Origin of the sequence: Solitalea agri, from assembly GCF_023914155.1 — a bacterium.
Classification (GTDB): domain Bacteria; phylum Bacteroidota; class Bacteroidia; order Sphingobacteriales; family Sphingobacteriaceae; genus Solitalea; species Solitalea agri.
The window spans coordinates 214,965-235,182 of the sequence record NZ_JAMWYS010000009.1 but is presented as its reverse complement, the minus strand read 5'-3'; the positions used below and the strand labels follow the sequence as shown (position 1 = coordinate 235,182).

Sequence of the window (20,218 nt, the reverse complement as noted above, 5' to 3'; positions counted from 1 at the left end):
AGTTTTATGCAAATCGTGAAAAAGAAAATATTAGCTATAGCAGGATTGTTTGTCTTGCTTGGCACCGCATCTTGCCAAAAATGGACGGATGAAACTCCGCAACCATTGGAAGTTGATGAATCGAAAATATTCTCTACGGAGAAAGGTTTTCGTGAAGCACTTAATGGTGTTTATCTGCAAATGGGTGCACCCTCACTTTACGGAAGAGATTTAACCATGGGGGCTCTTTCATTGGCAGGAAGAAGCTATGATAGCGTTAGTATTAAGAAAGTAGGTTATACCTATTATCAAGCAGCAAGTCTTAACTTAAATGATGCTTCCATTAAAGGTTATTCGGCTGACGTTTGGAATAAAATGTATAGCGCAATTGCTAACGTGAATAACGTATTGGCAAATATTGAGAACAAACAATCCATCTTCAGCGGAGATAATTATAATACAATTAAAGGAGAGGCATTAGCATTAAGAGCCTATTTACATTTTGATTTACTTCGAATGTTTGCTCCAGCTCCCGCACTCGATGGCTTTACAAATGCAGCAATTCCCTATGTAACTGTAAATGATTATAAGGCTACACCAGTAAGTACGGTAGGGCAAGTTTTTGATCAATGTTTAGTTGATTTAACCGATGCCGATAAATTACTAAATACAAATAATTTAAATACAACGCAAATTAACGGCTGGGCGGTAAAAGGCTTAATGGCCCGTTTATACCTTTATAAAGGTGATAAAATTAAAGCTAATGAATATGCGTCAGCTGTTATTAACGGCCAAAAGTTTTCATTATCAACCACTAAAGCAGATTTATTTTTTGCAAACGAGAGCTTGTTTAAGCTGAATGTTTTTGGTCTTAATTTCTATGCACTTCGTAAAAGTGTATTTGGGGCTCCTGCACTGATAGGTACATCTGTTTCGGCACAAAGTGCTTTATATGGTGATCTTACCCCTGATTATCGTAAAGCCTTTTCTTTAACCTTGGATGATGCAACTAAAACAGGTGGGATCATTCCTGCAAAACTTGCACTATCATCAGCAAATGTGTTTCCAATGATCCGTTTAACGGAGATGTATTACATCGCGGCGGAATGTACTGATGATATTCCAACAGCTTTAGGGTATTTAAATACAGTAAGAAAAGCAAGAGGTATTATTGTCGATTTAACTCCTGCTACGGTTACTGATGCAGCGGCTCTTTCAACTGAAATTCTGAATGAGTACAGAAAGGAATTTGTTGGAGAAGGACAAGTGTTTTTTTACTACAAGCGTAACAATACCGCGTTTACAAGCTTGCCATTTTATACTAATAATGTTGAAAAACCACCGTTAGGCCGGGTAGCAGTTGTGCCAAATGCAACTTATACGTTCGTAAAGCCTGAATAGTTGTTGAAGAATAAAAAATTAATTGCAAAACGATCATGAGTAGCAATAATATACTATTAAAAAGAATTGGCGGTAAAGGAGTGCTTTTACTTCTTCTCCTAAACTTTTGTGCAACAATCCTTTTTGCACAGAACGTAGTGATACGTGGTACCGTAAAGGGTGATGTAGGAGAACCTTTGGCTGGTGCAACAGTAAAACAAGTAGGGACTAATAATGTAACCGTTGTTACAAAGAATGGTACCTATGAGTTAAAGAACGTAGCGCCTGGAGCTTCTTTACAGGTTACGTTTATTGGTTATAAAAACGAGGTAATTGTTTTAAAATCTGGCCAAACAACTGCGAACTTTGTGTTAAGAAATAACATTGTTTCGCTTAAAGAAGTAACCGTAAATACTGGTTTATATAAACGTCCTGTTGGTAACTTCACCGGTTCGGCAAAAACTTATACAGGTGAAGAGTTAAAGGTTGTTAACCCGAAGAATGTGCTTCAGGCCTTAGCGGTTGTTGATCCTTCTGTTAGAATTACGCCAAATAACCAATTTGGTAGCGATCCGAACCAATTGCCAAATCTACAGGTACGTGGGGCAAACAACCTTCCTTTAACAACCAATACCAGTGGCGCTAACCCGGTTTCAAATGGAGATTTTGCAGCAAGCTATTTATCCAATCCTAACCAGCCATTAATTATAATGGATGGCTTTGAAACTACTTTGCAGGCACTTTATGATATGGATATTAGTTTAATTGCCAATATCACAGTTTTAAAGGATGCTGCTGCCACTGTAGCTTATGGATCAAAAGCTGCTAATGGTGTTATTGTGGTTGACACCAAACAACCTCCTATGGGAAAATTACGCGTAACTTATTCGATAAACGCCAGTACCGAATTACCTGACCTTTCATCTTATCATTTATTAGATGCAGCGGGCTTATTGGAGGCACAAAGAATAGCAGGTGTTTATAGCGACAAAAATCAATTTAATGACATTGCAAAGAAACAATGGTATGATTACCGTTTAGCCCAGGTTAAAAGTGGGGTAAATACCTATTGGCTTTCTCAACCATTGCAAGTTGGCTATGGTTTAAATCATAGCTTGCAATTAGCAGGTGGTGGAAGTCAATTCAGATATTCTTTCTCTTTGAATTATAACAATAGTGAAGGAGTAATGAAAGAATCGGGTAGAGATAGATATTCTTTATCCTATAATATTGGATATGTAGGGGGTAGAGTTAAAGTTAATAACAACACCAGCGTAGGATATGTTAAAGGTAATAACTCTCCTTGGGGTTCTTTTTCTAGTTATTCTTCACAGTTTCCATTCTTTAAAAATAATGACGAATCAGGAAATCCAATTAAAGTTTTAGAGCCGAGTTCTGGTGATTTGGGATTTGCTATAAGTGCTCCGGGTAGTCTTGCATTTCTAAACCCATCATATAATTCAACTTTAAATGTTTCTGATTATAACTCTAGTTTAAGCATGAGTAATAAGACAAACATAGAAGTGTCTCTTACTGATGATTTAAAACTTACCGGTAGTTTAGGATGGCAAAGTAATGCACCTTATGCACAAGCTTTTTTGCCGGCTGATCATACTTCTTTTGCAGGTTCTGTTACTTCTTCTATGATGGACTTAGGTTCTTATTCTCAGTTGAAAGGTAATAACAATGCTCTTGATGGTAAAATTGGTTTAAATTATCGATTAAGTTTCGGTAGAAGTACCTTATTGGCAGCAGTAGGAGGGCAGTTACAGAAGACTGAAAGTAACAGTACTCAGATAAAGGTATTGGGTGTTCCTAATGATTATTTAGATGAAATTGGTTTGGCGAATGGTTATGGCACAACTTCGACTAAACCATCATCAAATATCAACCTTACGCGAAATGTTTCAAACTTTGGTAGCATAAGCTACAATTTTGATGATCGTTATACTGCAGAGTTTACAGCTAACCAAAGTGGTTCTTCTCAATTTGGTTCAAATAGTAAAATGTCTCCTTTTTATGCGGCAGGTCTATCCTGGAACATTACAAACGAGAAATTTTTTAAACCTAATGATGTCATCCAATCGGCAAAATTAAGAGCCAGTATGGGTACCACTGGTAATCAAAACTTCTCTTCTGATATGTCTCAACAAGTGTATCAGTATAAGTTAGTTAACAACTATCGTTTATTGATGGGTACCGTAACTACTTCTTTTGCAAATCCTGATTTGGAATTCCAAAAAACGCTGAAAACGAATGTTGCGTTAATGTTAGGGATGTTTAAAAGTAGAATTAATGTTTCAGCAGAGTATTACAACGAAGTTACTAACAACCTGATCTTGCCTTTGGATATTGCCCCTTCTACAGGTTTTATTACTTATCAGGATAATTTAGGAGCTACTAAAAACGAAGGTTTCGAACTAGGTATTAGCGCTAATGTTATTAAAGACCCGCAACGTAATATATTCTGGACTGTTGGTTTCAACACCGGTCACTATAAGAATATAATTACCAGATTATCTCCAGCGGTAGAGGCTATTAATAATAAAAATAACCTTGACATTGATCCAAATGACCCGAATAATAAAAGATATCAAACTTCGCCACTACCTCGTTTTGTAGTTGGTGAATCTACTAGCCGAATTTGGGCGGTACCTTCATTAGGTATTGATCCGGCTACTGGTAAAGAGGTATTCGTTAAGCTGGATGGAAGCCATACTTTTGAGTGGGATGCAAATGATAAGCGAGCGATAGCCGATGCTACGCCTAAATTTAAAGGTGCTTTCTCATCCAATCTAAATTACAAGAACTTTGTACTCAACTTTAATTTAATGTACCAATATGGCGGTTATATGTATAACCAAACCTTGGTGGATAAAGTGGAGAATGTAAACTTAGCACTTGGAAATGCAGATGCAAGGGTGTTAACCGAGCGTTGGAAACAACCTGGTGACATTAGTTCATTTAAATCTCTTGTTTCAGATGGAACAAATGGTTTACAAACAACCAAAGCAACCTCACGCTTTGTTATGGAAGATAGTTTCATAGATCTGGCGAGTTTAACCGTTGGTTATAATTTCCCTTCAACCTTAAAATGGGTTAAAGCAGCGCACTTATCTGCGCCTCGTCTAATGATTACCCAAAATAATCTGGCACATTTTGGAACTATTAAAACTGAACGCGGTACAAGTTATCCGTTTGCAAGAAGTTTAAGTTTTGGTTTATCTACAAATTTCTAAGCCATGTTAAAAATGACTCAATTAACTAAGCAAAAAAATGGGGCATCCGCTTTTGTAGCGTTAGGATGTATTCTTTTGTCTTTCACCATGCTACTTTCACTTAGTGGCTGTGAGAAATTCTTAGAGTTGCCTATTAAAGATAAAGTTCCTCAGGATAAATTATTTACTGATGAACAAGGTTTTATAGACGCGCTAACAGGTATTTATGTTGGAATGGATAAACCTACCAATGGCGGATCTTATGGCTTGTATACCACCGATCTATCAATGGGGTTGGTATCTACATTAGCAAATAATTATCCCGCAGCCTCATTATTTAACGGTAAGGATGGATTGTATTCAAGTGCTGCAAAATATGATTATATGTCTTCTGTTGTAAGAAAAGAGATTGATGGTATTTGGGGTGGTATGTATAATAATATTGCCAACATCAACAATCTACTGTCGCATATCGATGCTAAAAGAGCTGTTTTTTCTCTTGACAGATATCAAAGAGTTAAAGGTGAAGCTTATGCATTGCGTGCTCTTTTTCACTTCGATTTAGCGCGCTTATATGGTCAAAACCCTGTTACTGGTTTAAATGATAAGGCAATTCCTTACGTTACTAATTTCAGTGCTGTATCAACACCATTTGTACCATTAAATGTAGCATTAGACTCTTGCATTTCTGATCTGACAAAGGCAACGGTTTTATTGGCACAAACTGATACAACTGCTCTTACTAAAGTTTCTTTAGATCTATTTAATGGATTTACACAGAATCACCTTAATTATTGGGCAACAAAAGCCTTGTTGGCCAGGGTGTATATGTATAAGGGAGATTATGCTAATGCAGAAAAATATGCGCACGAAGTAATTGGAAGCAATAAGTTTCCTTTGATCACTAGTAATGTAAATAGTGCCAGCAGTGCCACCAGAGATCGGATGTTTTCTCAGGAATTACTTTTCAGTGTGTACTGTAACAATTTGCGGAATTATAGTGATGAGTTGTTTTCAATTAGTTCGGGTGTATCACTTCGATTCCCTCTAGCTAACCAAACCACTCTTTACGGAGGCCAAGCACCAACAGGTGTAGATTGGAGATTAACCTGGTTCGAAAAGAATAATAACAATAATAGTTATGAAAGACTGACAAAATACACTTTTGATACCTCTCCAGAGCAGTATGGTATGCTACAATCAAATGTTCCTGTACTAAGGATCTCTGAAATGTATTATATAGCTGCTGAATGCGCCAATAGAAATGGGGACATTGCCAATGGTTTGATTTATTTGAATAGTGTGAGAAGAGCTCGCGGGTTAGCCGACCTAACGAACATTACTAATTCAGCTACACTTACAACTGAAATTACCAAAGAGCATCAAAAAGAATTTATTCAAGAAGGACAAACATTCTTTTATTATAAACGATTGAATTTGGATTTGAAGGCGGTGTCGGGTACAACCGCAGTTGTTACGGTTCCTGAAACAGCGTATGTTTTTCCAATTCCTGATAAAGAGAATGAATTCAATCGTTAAGCATGTTTAATTAACTATTCAAATCATGAAACTTAAAGTTCAATACATATTTGTCTTTTTTGCTGCACTTTCCATTATCGGATGTGCAAAAGACCCGGCTCTTTACTCAGAATCTGATGGCCTTTATTTCGGAACTGGTGACAGTATTGTTTACTCTTTTGCCAAATATCCGAAGAAAACGTTTGATACCATTCACGTACCGGTAAAGGTATTAGGCCTTTCATCAGCTCAAGACAGACCCATTACTCTTGAAGTTGTAAGCCCAGAAACCAATGCTGCTGTAGAAGGTAAAGAGTTTAAATTACCGGTTGATGCATTGGTAAAAGCTAATTCCTATACAGGAACAGTTCCGGTAGTTGTTTATCGCACCCCAGATTTGGAGACCAATACGCTTTCATTTTATGTAAAAATAAAGCCAAATGGGAGTTTCCCGGGTGAAGCCATTACAGCTAGCCAAAAAGTAAAAATCAAAATTGCCTATATGCAGCAACCTGCAAATTGGGGTGATTTAAATGGTACAACAAGCACAAAATGGGCAGGGTATAAAGACTATTTTGGAACCTGGACACCCACCAAATACAAAGTAATTTTAGATGCTTTGTACGATGAAACAACCGGTACAACGATAACTGAATTCCCAGGAGATAGGTTTGTTGGCCAATATCCAATTGTTTACAATTCATATATAACCCGTGTTAAAAATTACATTAAGACTAACTATCCGGGCAATTATAATGGGGGGAAAGGTGTTGTGTTGCTCGATCCTGATCACAACAATGATACGGTTAGGGTTGGTGATGCCAAGTACGCTTATTAATAAAGTAGATTCATTTGAAAACTAAAATAAAATGAAACAGATGAAAAAAGTTTTAGGTATTTTCTTGGGCACAGTTATTTCAGCTGCTGCTTTTACCGGTTGCTATAAAGATTTAGGAGGATACGATTATAAGGATATCAACTCTCTTAACATCACAACGGACATGTCTGAAGCTGATCCTGCAGTTTTTATTACTCCAGATTCAATTATCGTAAAACCAAGTGATGTTTTAACAGTAAAATTGAAGGTCGATCAAACGTTAGGAAACGCGGAGAATTTTGACTATCAATGGATGGTTACACAATATGCTCAAGCCGGATCAAATCCCAATCAATACGTATTAGGAACGTCAGCCGTATTGAACAAAAAGATTTCCTTGTCACCCAACTTATACAATTTAATTGTAAGAGTTACAGATAAAAGTACAGGTGTTTCGTTTTATAAACGATTTGCATTAAATGTAACCGGAAAATGGGGTAGTGAAGGCTGGCTGGTTTTGCAAGAATTTGCAGATGGATCTGATGTTTCTATTATTGCAAGCAGAGATGGTTCAACCCATGGAGCAATCTATGATAATGTTTATTCAATCACTAATCTTCAGAAATTGCCTCTTGGAGCGTATTCGATAAATGTTGTAAATCATCAGGATGCGACCAAGGCACAAAAAATTTCCATATTCCATCCAAATGGTGGTGTAGAGGTAAGATACTATGATTTCATGGATTCTGTAAAAGCAGAAAACTGGTTTGCTCAAAAGCCCGGTTTAGTTCAAATGGAAGCCAATGGGAATTTTACAGCTTCAGGAGCCGGCTACGAATATGTAATTAATAACGGTCAAATTTCTGCTCGTCAGGTAGGTTTAGGCACTATTGGTACTCAGCCATTTTATTTTACTCCTCCATTTGTAGGCTCTTTTACCTTAAGTCCTTTTGTGATTTCATCGTATTCAAGTGACAACTATGTCACCTTGTACGATAAAGCACATCGTTGTTTCTTATTAATGACGCTTAACGATGGAAAAGTTAGAAGATCTTCTACAACAACTGAAGACGATATTCCAAATAGGCATTTTGTTGATTATTCGGTTGCGGGTGATGATGTAAATAAAACAAAAGCAAAAGCAGCTTTAGACCCTGCTACAGGTTCAGGTTATGATATGAATAACATGAAGGATAATTTAATTGCTGCCGACAATGCACAGGTTATCACATCATCAGCTACTCCTTACTGGAATTGTGTTTTCAGAAATGATGCAGGCAACAATACGTATATGGTACAATTCACTCGTCAATGGGCTGCAGGATATCCTAACACTGCAACTGCGGGCCGTTACAATTTAGTGGATGCAGTGGGTAAATGCCCGGATATTAATTCGGCAACATTATTTGCTGTTCCAACCTTTTTAACTGTGCCAGGTGGCAAGTTTTATTATGCAAGTGGAAATAAAATTTACACCTGTAGTTTAAAAACTCCGCAGAACTCTTCAACAGCTGCGGCTCAGATAACCTATCCAGAAGGAACTGTAATTAAAGCGATGAAAGTGTTTAAGTCAGGTTATAAAACTGCAAACCTTGCTACAATTCCTGATGGTAAAGTGTTAGTAGTTGCAACTGATGAAACGGCAAGTGGTGGGGGTAACAATGTATACTTCTATAATTTGGTTGCTACGGGAACTACTGCAGGAGATATCGGTCAAAAAATTGATTCCTACTCAGGTTTTGGTAAGATCACTGACATAGCATTTAAAAAAGCCATTGGACAATAGTCCAATGATGCTTTTTTCGCATAATTCACTAATAAAATATTAGTATCAATTAACAATCATTATGAAATTGAAATTTATTCCTGTTTTAGCAATTGCATTATTCGCTGCAAAAACAGGGTTTGCGCAAGATTCTGCTGGGGTAAAGAAACCTTCAATTGCGGTAGCCAAATTGAAACCTTACAAAGAGGTGATTTCGGCTAAAGCTAAAACCCAAACCGGGTTATTCAAAGTGCACAAGGTAGATGAGAAATACTACTTTGAAATTCCGGATTCTTTATTAAAAAGAGAATTCTTATTTACTACCCGTTTCTCAAAAGTGGCAAATGGCAGTCCTCGTTATGCAGGAGAGCTGGGTAACGGAATCATTGTTTCGTTTGAAAAAGCGCCAAATGATAAATTATTTGTTCGCGCGGTAACCAGCGTTGCTTATAGCGATTCTTCAAATGCAATTTCACGTGCAGTTCGCAATGCGACTATCGATCCAATTATTATGACATTGGAGTTGAGATCGCGTGGTGATAACAATAAAAGTTCAGTAATAGATGTAACCGATTTCTTTATTAAAGAAAATCAACTTTCGGGGTTACATCCTCAGGTAAAAAAAGAGTTGATGCTTTCAAGTCCTGCAGCTGACCGTTCTTTCGTGTTATCGATGGATGCTTATCCTACTAACATTGAGGTAAAGTCGGTTAAAACCTTTGGTATGGCCAGCGATGGTCCAAGTGCCGGCGCTACCTTTGAAATCAGTAACTCGGTAATGGTATTGCCAAAAACTCCAATGGAAGCCCGTGCTTATGATCCGCGTGTAGGTTTCCTTGGCGATGGTTACAAAGTATTTTCCGATGAGCAGCAAAAAGTTGAAGAAAAACAATTCACTGTTCGTCTTCGCTTAGAGCCTAAGGATTTGAATCGTTACAAAGCGGGAGAACTGGTTGAGCCTAAAGAGCCGATTGTATTTTATGTGGATCCGGCAACTCCAAAGCAATGGCGCCCTTATATCATTCAAGGTATTAATGATTGGAACCAGGCGTTTGAGGCGGCAGGTTTCAAAAATGCTATCATAGGTAAAGAGTGGCCTGAAAACGATACCACTATGAATATTGATGATGCTCGCTATAAAGTGGTTCGTTATTTTCCGTCTACTTCTCCAATTGCTACGGGTAACCGCATAAACGATCCACGTACAGGTGAAATTTTAGAAACATATGTAGGATGGTCTCACAGTCAGATCACTTTCTTACATCATATGTACATGGTTCAGGCTGGCGCTACTGATCCGGGAGCAAGAAGCATGAAGTTCAGCGATGAATTAATGGGAGCTTTGATCCGCGCTGATATCAGCCGCGAAATTGGTCACAGCCTTGGTCTTCGCGACAATATTGGTAGCAGCAGTACCATTGTGTTCGATAAATTAAGAGATAAAAAATGGTTAGAAACCCATCCATATAATAACTCAATTATGGATTATAGCCATTACAACTACGTAGCTCAGCCTCAAGATCAGGTTGGTCGCAAAGGTTTGATCCCACAAATCGGCGATTATGATAAATGGGCGATTAAATGGGGTTACGCTTATACCGGAAAAGATGACTTTACTGCAGATAAAAATGTACGCTTAAAATGGATCGAAGAAAATGTGAAGCCTAACTCTGCGTTATGGTATGCCGCTTTTAATTCCGCTAATGCAAGTGATCCAACTGACCCAAGTGTGGTACATGAAGATTTAAGTAATGATGCAATGAAAGCTGGAGAGTATGGTATTAAGAACTTAAAAGTGGTAATGTCTGATATCCTTAAGTGGACAAAAACTCCTAATGAGCCTTATTATAACGCTTCAGAAATATACAATTTCGTTGGAATCCAATATGCATTCCTTATTCGTAATGTGTATGCTAACATAGGTGGGGTGCATGAAAATGTTAAAACTTCAGGACAAAGTGGTGATGTATATTCTCCGGTTGCTAAATCAGTTCAAAAAGCAGCGGTTGCGTTCTTGGGCAGAGAAGTGTTTACCACTCCTAAATGGTTAATCGATGCTAATGTGTTGAACAAGTTCAGCAAGCCTGCTTTAAAAGATAAAATTCTTGACTGGCAAGAAAATACCATTATTTATGCAATATCAGATGCGCGTTTTTATCGCTTGAATTCGCAGACAATGCGTTATGGAGCTGAAAAAGCGTATTCGGTTGATGAATATTTAACTGACTTAAATAAAGTGTTGTGGGGCGAATTAACAAGCCGTCAACCAATTGATATGCATAAGCGTGTTTTGCAAAAATCAGCTTTAGCTAAAATGATCAAGATCGCGAAAATTGCCTCAGAAGTGCCAGATCTAACAAAACCTGCTCCGACAAATGATCTGTCAGGAACGGATGTTCCTGCGGTATTAGAAGCTCATTTGAGAAAAATTGCGAGTCAGAGTAAAGCGGCCATCCCAGCTTATACTGATGCTGCAACTGTAGGACATTTAAAATACGTTGTAGCTAAGATCAACGCTTATTTTGAATCAAAAAACTAAGTATACGTTCATTTAGAAAGAGAGCTAAAAATGAAACTGAAATATATATTGATGGTGGCTATTGGACTGTGTGCAAGCACAGCGATGGCTCAGGAGAAGGGGAAGGACAAGAAAAAAGCGAAAGACAAGCCATCTGTTGCCAAGGTTGATTCGGTTAAAACTCCGGTTAAACCGTATGAACAATACACCAAAGGCACTGTTGCTAAAAAAGGCTTATTCAATATTTATAAAAAAGGGGATAAGTATTACTTCGAGATTCCTGATTCAATTATTAATCGGCAACTGATGGTAACCAACTATTTAGTTAAGGTTCCAGGAGGAAGTCCGAAGTTTGGTGGGGAGGAAATGAACACAACAGTGATGACTTTTGAAAAAGGCAAAGCTAATAAGTTGGTGTTACGTGTGATTTACAATGTATTACGGGCTGATTCTAGTAACGCTGTTTCAAAGGCAGTTAAAAATTCAACCATTAATCCCATTGTTGCTGTTTATGATGTAAAAGCAAGAGGAGAAGCTGATAAGAGTTCGATCATTGACTTTACCGATTTCTTTGAAAAGGAAAATATATTCACTGCGCTGAATAATGAGGCAAAAGGTGGAATGCAGCTTTCTGCTATGGTTGCCGACAGAAGCTATATCAAAAGCTTTGCTACCTATCCGATCAACGTGGAAATGAAAATGGTGCGCACATATAATGCCGCAAGTACACCTGGTAAAGGACCTGCCGGCAGACCGCTACCACCGTTAGAAGCCGGTAAAATTGGCGGTGCCGCTACGTTGGAACTTTCTACTTCCATATTGCTGATGCCTGAAAAACCAATGATGCCTCGCTACTATGATACACGTGTGGGTTATTTTGCTGATGGTTTATATGATTATGCTGATGGTCAGCAACAGGTAAATCCTAAGGTATATATTGTTCGCTATCGTTTGGAGCCTAAAGATGAAGACATTGAGAAGTACAAACGAGGTGAATTGGTTGAACCTAAAAATCCAATCGTTTATTATATCGATCCGGCTACACCTAAACAATGGCGCCCATACCTGATTCAAGGTATTAACGACTGGAACAAAGCTTTTGAAGCTGCCGGTTTCAAAAACGCCATCATGGGTAAAGAATGGCCTGAGAATGATACAACAATGAGTTTGGAAGATGCACGTTACAAAGTGATCCGTTACCTTCCTTCAGAAACGCCTAACGCTTACGGCCCTAATATTCACGACCCGAGAAGCGGGGAGATCTTGCAAAGCTATGTAGGATGGTACCATAACGTAATGACTTTGGTTCACGATTGGTACATGATCCAGGCAGGTCCGAATGATCCTCGTGCACGCACCATGAAATTCAGCGACGAACTGATGGGTCAATTGATCCGTTTTGTGTCTTCGCACGAGTTAGGTCACACCTTAGGTTTACGTCACAACATGGGTAGTAGTTCTTTAACTCCGGTTGAAAAATTAAGAGATAAAGAATGGGTGGAGAAACACGGTCACTGTAATTCAATTATGGATTATGCTCGCTTTAACTATGTAGCTCAACCAGAAGATAAAATTGCTCCTGAAGGTATCATGCCTCGTATCAATGATTATGATAAATGGGCTATTCAATGGGGGTATAAGCAAACCGGGGCTAAAGATGAAGAAGAGGATAAAAAAATCGTTTCTCAATGGATCGTAGACAGCTTAAAGGCAAACCCAAGATTATGGTTCGGTGGTGAAGGCATGAATAATGATGGTCGTTGCCAAACTGAAGACGTAGGTGACAATAACATGGTGGCAAATACTTATGGTATTAAAAACCTGAAAATTGTAATGAAGAACCTGCCTGAATGGACAAAAGAGGAAAATGATTTGTACATAAATCTAAATCAAATGTACCGTCAGGTGCTTAACCAATATATGCGTTATGCCAACCATGTTGCAAAAAATATAGCTAGTGTTGAAGAAACAATTTCTACACCTGAGCAGCCAGGGAACGGCGATGTTTATGCTTCAGCACCTGTTGCCAAGCAAAAAGAGGCCGTAGCCTTTTTAAATAAAGAAGTGTTTGAAACCCCTTATTGGTTATTAGATAACAACATACTTAACAAAATCAGTAAACCTGTCGGCCTTGGTGGCGTTTCTGTTATTCAAGACAGGGTAATGGATCAAGTGTTTTCTGATCGTGTGTTCAATACCCTGAACATTATGGAACAACGCTACGGAAAAGCCAATACCTATTCATTAAATAGTTTATTGAATGATGTTAAAGTGGGTGTGTGGAGTGAGTTGAAGACCAATAAGCCGATTGATATTTTCCGTCGTAGTGTGCAAAAAAGCTATGTTTCAGCCCTTCTTATGCGTATCAATGAAGCTGAAATTGGTGCCAATGCGATGGCGGGACTACTTGGAGGTAATATGGCCAGAGAAATGGCTCCGGTTACTTTAAGCACAGATGTCGGCTCGGTGGTAGGCTTACACCTTGAAAACCTTCGTAAGGAGATTTTAACCGCTCTTCCTTTAGCAAAAAATAAGGCTTCTAAAGATCACTTACAGTATGTAGCTGATCAAATTCAAACAGGTTTGAAAAAGCGTTTCGCACTTGCGAATTAGTAAGCCAACAATTAATCACTTATCCCCGGCTGAATATCTCGGCCGGGGATTTATAAATTCAAAATTCCATGAAGAAATTACTTGTATTTGCGGCATTCCTTCAGTTTTCTGCGCTTGCTGTTAATGCTCAGATTACTGGATCGACCATTTCCTGCAAAGTAATAGGGAGCAATGATAAAACAGTTGTAAGTTTATTTCAGGTGAAAAACGGAGAAGCTGTTAAAGTGGCTTCAACGAAACCCGACCAAAATAAGATTGCCTTTTTTAAGGTAGCTGAACAGAAGGAGGGGACATATTTTGTTGTTCCTGCCCCTTCACATGGTGCTATTTACAGAAATGCTATTTATCTGAAAAAAGGTGACCAGATTAAGTTAACTGGCTATATCGGCACTTCGATGACAATGGATTTTGATAGCTGTAAGTTGGACAAATCTAATTTGGAAACCCAGCGCTTAAATAAATGGTTGGTGAAGTTTGCTGATTTTAGTACTGCACGTTGGAAAGAAAAAGATTCGTTTAATTTCTATACCGAATATGGGAAGTTGGAAACCTTTGCTACGGACTTAACCAAAGTAAAAACACCTAACAATCAGTATAATGCTTTCTTAAAAGACTGGATAAATACAGACCTTCATTTTTTGAAAGCCGGTAATTTCTTTTATTTCAATATTTCTGTAAAAAAACTTAGCTATGATAGCAGCGCGGTGGTCCAACCTTTCTACAAGTCGTTAAACGATACGAAGATCCTTACAACCACAGCTGCATTTAATTCAACGCGCGGTTTTGACATGATGAAATATGTGCTTTCATACTGGGTTTACCAAAAGAAATTGAAACCTGAATCTCCTTTTGATAACACAGGTATGATTGCAAATGACAACTTAAAGGCGTTCTATTTGGCAAAATTCTTCGAAAGGATTAATACCTATGAGGAGTTTGCAAAATATGTGATGCCTTATAAAGAGACCTTTACAAATCCCGACTTAAAAGATAGTTACAATCAAAAGTACAATGCACTAACCAAGTATGCTAAAGGCGCTCCTGGTTTGAATTTCTCTTTTAATGATGTGAATGAGAAAACCTACACATTGAAAGATTTTAAAGGAAAAGTAGTGGTTATTGATCTGTGGGCTACCTGGTGTATTCCTTGCCGCCGTGAAAAACCAACCTTCATGAAAATAGAAGAAGAGTATCATGGTAGAAATGATATCGTCTTTATTGGTATTTCACAAAACCAGATCAAGGAGAAAGAGTCATGGAAAAAGTTTGTGAAAGAGAACGCTTATAACGGTTTAGAATTACTGGATTACCAAAACCAGTTTACCGATTTTTATAACCTGGCTGGTATTCCACGTTACATGATCTTTGATCGTAACGGAAATGTGTTTACAGTAGATGCCCCTCGTCCAACCACTCCAGAGTTTAAAAAGACGATTGAGCAGGCATTGGCTTTAGGGAAATAATAACCTGCCGAGGAAAGGATGAGAAAGGGAGAGAAATGAAGAATGTGTTTTAGCCGGATTAAGGTTGGGTGCCTATTTCCAAACTCAAAACGAAGGCTGAAAATAATTAACTATTAATCACTTATTCCCGGCTACGTTTTTAGGCCGGGAATTCACCACACTACATGAATTATGAAAAAATTAATTGTATTTATAGTTTTTTTTCAATTGTGCTCGTTTGTAACTAAAGCACAGAGCCCACAAGCATCCATTACCTGCAATATTAAGGGAGGGAATGATCGAACAGTTGTAAGTTTATATCAAATTCAAAATAGTACAGCAGTAAAGTTAGAAGAGCGCAAACTTGATGCGAGTATGTTGGTCACATTTAATGTTGATTTAAATGAGGAGGGAATATATTTCGTTTGTCCGAATGCTTCACATGGTTCTATTTACAAAAATGGAATTTATCTTAAGCCAGGTGATCATGCTAAGTTAACTGGATCTGTAGGCGGCGGCATGAACATGGATTTTGAGACGTACGAGCAAGCTAATCCTAATTTCGAAACCGATAAATTAAACTCATGGTTAAACAAGTTCGCTAAGTTTAGTAATGATCGCACCTTCAATAAATCATTCGACTTTTATTCTGAATATGCGAAACTCGAGGAATTTGCAACAATATTAACCAAAATTAAAACGTCGAATAAATATTTCAACGAGTATTTGAAAGACCTGATAAGTACTGATCTTTATTACTTGAAGGCCGGTAATTTCTTTCAATTTAATATCTTAACTAAAACTCCAACATATGATACAGCCGCAGGGGTGCAGCCTTTTTACAAGTCATTAGATAACGCCAAGATCCTGTCATCAACTGCTCCGCTTAACTCAACACGTGGTTTTGAGATGATGAAATACCTGCTTTCATATCAGGCTTATAAAAAAGGATTAGCTTATCAATCCTTCTTTGATTATACTCCAATGATCAATAATGACTTGTTAAAGGCCTGGTACCTGGTTAAGTTCTTTGACAAGGTTGCAACTCAAGAAATGTTTGCACGATATGTAGAGACAAATGTGAAATGTTTTTCTACTGAGGAGCTTAAAGAGCTTTTCTCTCAAAAGCAGGATGCTGTAACCAAATATCTTAAAGGTGTTCCAGCTTTAAACTTCTCACTTAAAGACGTGAATGGTAAAGTGTATACGTTAGAAGATTTTAGAGGGAAAGTTGTGGTTATTAACCTGTGGTTTGCCGCGGCTAATACCAATCTTGCAGAAAGAGCTGCATTTAAGAAAACAGAACAAGATTGTAAGGCTACGAGACCTGATGTAGTATTTATAAGCGTTGCTCAAAATAAACTTTATGATTTAGCGATTTGGAAGAAGATATTGGCGAATGACACTTATAAGGGTATTGACTTACTCGATGTTGAATCCCGTTTTAGGTTGTATTATAATTTTAAGGTACCTAATCGTTTTATGATTTTTGATAAAGAGGGTAATGTGTTTTCTATCCAGGCTCCACCTCCTACATCTCCTGATTTTAAAAAGACTATTGAGCAAGCTTTGGCAGTAGGCCAAATATAACTAATAAAGAAAGGAAGAGTGATATGAAGAAATTGTTAACATTTGCTTTAGCCGCATTAAGTTTGGGTGTTAATGCTCAAACAAAAACGAAGGCTAAGCCTGCACCTAAACCTGTTGTTCAAACGGCAACTATAAATTTTACCGTTAAAGGTAATTTGGGTAGCGGCTTGTTTTTACATGAGTTAAAAAATGGTGAAGGGGTGAGTTTGGGTTTTAAACGTCCTGATGCTAATGGGAAACTTTCTTTTACAGTAAATCCTAAAAAAGAAGGTGTTTTCTTTTTTAAAAGAGCCGGTGCTGCTCATGGAACTTCATTTGATAACGTTATTTACCTGAAAGCTGGTGACCAGAAAAATGTGGAAGTTACTGATTCAGGTATTGTTTATAAAAACGTAAAAATTGAAAAGCCAAACATAGAAACGACCACTTTGCAGGCCTGGGTAAATGCCATGAATGAGTACAGCCATTCCGTTGCAGCTAAACCAAGCGTTGGCCGTACTAAATATGCTCAATTCGAAAAGTTTGCAGCTTCATTTTTGAAATCGAACCAAACTGCCAATCCTTATTTTAATACCTGGCTAAATGATAAAGTGACTATCGACCTTAAATATTTAAGAGCCGGTAATTTTTTCGGTTTGGGGAGATTAAATGGCTCTTGCGACAGTTCGCTAAGTGCTCAGGAGTTTTATAAACCTTTACTTGATAAAAATACGATCAACGATGTTCGCTTGCTTCGTTCGGAGCATGGAATGGAGTTACTTGATTTTGTTTTCGGGTATTGGAAGTTCAATGAAGTTAAGAATCAACAAAAAGTGGTCGATAACTTCTTTTCTGCAGAAAATGGTGCCAAAATCAGTAATGATGCAGTTAAGGTTGCGTTTTTAATGCATAAAATACCTGGCATTAAAGAGTATGAGAACTTTGTAAAATATGTTGAACCCTATAAAAGCGCCTTTGTTACCCCTGAGCAAAAAGAAGCTTATAATAAAGTTTATAATAATTTAGGACCATATGCCAAGGGTAGACCGGGATATAATTTTGAACTTAAAGATGTAAACGATAAAACCTACACTTTAGCCGGTTTCAAGGGTAAGATTGTGGTTATTGACGTTTGGGCGATGTGGTGTGCTCCTTGTTTAGCAGAAAAACCGATCATGGAAAAAATTGCAGAAGGGTATCATGACAGAAACGACATTATCTTCATTGGAATGTCAGTTGATGGTCATGATAAAACACAAATTTGGAAAGACTTTGTGAAAAAGAGGGGCTTTAAAAGCATTGAATTAATAACGCAATTCGATGAATCCCTTTTTAAATTTTACAAAATATCGGCTATTCCACGCTTCCTGATCTTTGACCGTGAAGGTAAAGTGGTAACGGTAGATGCGCCTCGTCCTTCAACACCTCAGTTTAAAAAGCTAATTGACGAAACGCTGGCCGCGAAATAATTCAACAGCATTTAACACTAGAGTGCCTGCTGATTGGATATAATGATCCTATCAGAAGGTTTTACTGATTAAAAGAAAGAGATATGAGAAATTTCATTAAAAGTTTAGCGCTTGTCCTTTTATGCATTGCCGCAGCGGTAAATGCATCAGCACAATCGCGGCTGGTAACAATCACCGGTTCTTTTACCCAAAAAAAGTATTATGAGATCACGATTGCGGGAAAGTTGGGTGATAAAGGTTTCAGAGTAGTTCAAAACAATAATGATCCCGGCAATACTAATTTTTCAATTGTTTTTCCAGCAAATGCAGAGGCAACCTATCAACTGAAGGTAAGGGTAATGAAAATGGGCCATCGCAGGTTGGAACCTGAAGCGGAGGCCACTTATCCTTTAAACCTGACAGGAAAAAATAGTTTAACCTTAACTATCGATCCTGCCCTGTTTGCTCAAAAATCTGGTTTTAAAATTGAAAAGCTGCCGGTTAAATTCTCAACGGTATCAATTTCAGGTGCGTTTAACAATTCCAAATTTGGGGTGGATCTTAGTTTCGAAAAGGTGGTTGAAGGTCGGTTGGAGCAGGTTCAAACCATTTTTGCTAAAGCAGGAGATTCTGTTTTTAATATTTTGGTACCGCTTGAAAAGGAAGGGTTGTATTACCTTTCCACTATGGGCTGGAAAAAGCAGGTATACCTAAAGCCTAATGATCAGTTGCAATTGGTTTTAGATAACAGAACCGGAGCGCAAATCAGTGCAGCTAAATCAACCGAAGAAAATAATGTGCTTCAGAAATGGGAGGAATTGAAAAGTCCTCTTACTGAACTGCTAAAAAAAGCGAATAAACAGACTAATCTGGAAAGCTTTACAACAGTTTATCAGCCGCTGCAGCCGACGATCAAAACATTTGTACAACAAGTTAAAACCAAGAACGCTAAGTTTAACGCGCTCTTTAAAACGGCAGCACAGCTCGACAACAATATGGCCGCCTTGAACATGTTGTTAAAAACAAATAGCGTGAACAGAGGGTCATTTTCGTCTATGTATAAAGAGTTTGTAAACGTTCCTGATTATTACAAACAGACATTAAAAGCGAATACCATCAACTCAGCCGATTTATTGAAATTGGGTGAGGGTGATAATTATATCAATCTGAATGCAAAACTAAGTTTGGATGAAAGCAAGGCCAAAGAAATTACAGATGCTGAAAAGGTGAAGGTTTTAATGAATTCGACACCCAATGATACACTAAAAGCTTATTTATTAAAATCGCAGTTGAATGAACTGGAGCTCAACGTGAGTAACTATTCGGAGTTCCGTGATATTTTCCTGCCATACAAGAAATATACAAAAGTGCCTTCTGTAAAAGCGAAGTACGATGGTGTTAGCGGTATGTATGCTGCCGACACAGCATATCTTGGTAAATCAGCCTATGATTTTATTTTGCCTGACGTAAACGGCAAAATGGTGTCGATGAAAGATTTTAAAGGCAAAGTGGTTTTGGTTGATGTTTGGGCTACCTGGTGCGGGCCTTGCAAAGCGCAAATGCCTTTCCTGAAAGAAGTTGAAGAACTCTATAAAGGAAATGATAGTATCGTTTTTGTAGGTATTTCGCTGGATGCCGCAAAAGACAAGCAAAAATGGATGGACATGATTCATGAAAAGCAGCTTGAAGGAGTGCAGCTTTTGGATGATTTCGGCAGAACATTTGGGCGTAAATACAAAATGAATGCGATTCCCCGCTTTTTACTAATCGATAAAAACGGTAACTGGGCGGAGGTTCGTTGTCCACTTCCTGAAAGTAAGGAAAAGCTTAAGAAATATATTGATCGTGAATTAAATAGGAATATTTAAGCTTCATGAGCTTAACAACGAAAGTGGCCTTCAGCAAGACCACTTTTGTTGTTTATACCATTACCTTTAAAAACAATTAATCT

At 37.9% G+C, this 20,218-nt stretch carries 11 protein-coding genes; all 11 read left to right on the top strand.

Annotation, left to right across the window (positions count from 1 at the left end; translation table 11 throughout):
• The first annotated feature begins 6 nt into the window (after positions 1–6).
• The 11 genes from NF867_RS03360 to NF867_RS03310 all read left to right on the top strand — a co-directional run bounded on the left by NF867_RS03360 (position 7) and on the right by NF867_RS03310 (position 20,135).
• On the top strand, positions 7–1,380 hold the full coding sequence (locus NF867_RS03360) for a RagB/SusD family nutrient uptake outer membrane protein (RefSeq protein ID WP_252586133.1): 1,374 nt from the start codon (positions 7–9) through the stop codon (positions 1,378–1,380).
• A gap of 35 nt (positions 1,381–1,415) precedes the next feature.
• A complete protein-coding gene (locus NF867_RS03355) occupies positions 1,416–4,598 on the top strand; it encodes a SusC/RagA family TonB-linked outer membrane protein (RefSeq protein ID WP_252586132.1) in 3,183 nt (1,060 codons plus the stop codon).
• Between the two features lie 12 nt (positions 4,599–4,610).
• Positions 4,611–6,116 (top strand): RagB/SusD family nutrient uptake outer membrane protein, encoded by a 1,506-nt coding sequence (locus tag NF867_RS03350; RefSeq protein WP_252586131.1) that lies wholly within the window; start codon positions 4,611–4,613, stop codon positions 6,114–6,116.
• Between the two features lie 25 nt (positions 6,117–6,141).
• The gene (locus NF867_RS03345; RefSeq protein WP_252586130.1) at positions 6,142–6,933 is read left to right on the top strand and encodes a DUF4843 domain-containing protein; all 792 of its coding nucleotides are present in this window, start codon (positions 6,142–6,144) and stop codon (positions 6,931–6,933) included.
• A 40-nt stretch (positions 6,934–6,973) separates the two neighbouring features.
• Positions 6,974–8,698 carry a PKD-like family lipoprotein gene (locus tag NF867_RS03340; protein ID WP_252586129.1) on the top strand — a complete coding sequence of 575 codons (1,725 nt, stop codon included), beginning with the start codon at positions 6,974–6,976 and terminating at the stop codon, positions 8,696–8,698.
• A gap of 61 nt (positions 8,699–8,759) precedes the next feature.
• On the top strand, positions 8,760–11,216 hold the full coding sequence (locus NF867_RS03335) for a zinc-dependent metalloprotease (protein ID WP_252586128.1): 2,457 nt from the start codon (positions 8,760–8,762) through the stop codon (positions 11,214–11,216).
• A gap of 30 nt (positions 11,217–11,246) precedes the next feature.
• Positions 11,247–13,808 carry a zinc-dependent metalloprotease gene (locus NF867_RS03330; RefSeq protein ID WP_252586127.1) on the top strand — a complete coding sequence of 854 codons (2,562 nt, stop codon included), beginning with the start codon at positions 11,247–11,249 and terminating at the stop codon, positions 13,806–13,808.
• 68 nt (positions 13,809–13,876) lie between these two features.
• Positions 13,877–15,271 (top strand): TlpA family protein disulfide reductase, encoded by a 1,395-nt coding sequence (locus NF867_RS03325; RefSeq protein ID WP_252586126.1) that lies wholly within the window; start codon positions 13,877–13,879, stop codon positions 15,269–15,271.
• 171 nt (positions 15,272–15,442) lie between these two features.
• The gene (locus NF867_RS03320; RefSeq protein WP_252586125.1) at positions 15,443–16,840 is read left to right on the top strand and encodes a TlpA family protein disulfide reductase; all 1,398 of its coding nucleotides are present in this window, start codon (positions 15,443–15,445) and stop codon (positions 16,838–16,840) included.
• Between the two features lie 23 nt (positions 16,841–16,863).
• Positions 16,864–18,288 carry a TlpA family protein disulfide reductase gene (locus NF867_RS03315; RefSeq protein ID WP_252586124.1) on the top strand — a complete coding sequence of 475 codons (1,425 nt, stop codon included), beginning with the start codon at positions 16,864–16,866 and terminating at the stop codon, positions 18,286–18,288.
• Positions 18,289–18,371: 83 nt separating this feature from the next.
• Positions 18,372–20,135 (top strand): TlpA family protein disulfide reductase, encoded by a 1,764-nt coding sequence (locus NF867_RS03310; protein WP_252586123.1) that lies wholly within the window; start codon positions 18,372–18,374, stop codon positions 20,133–20,135.
• Positions 20,136–20,218: the final 83 nt, after the last annotated feature.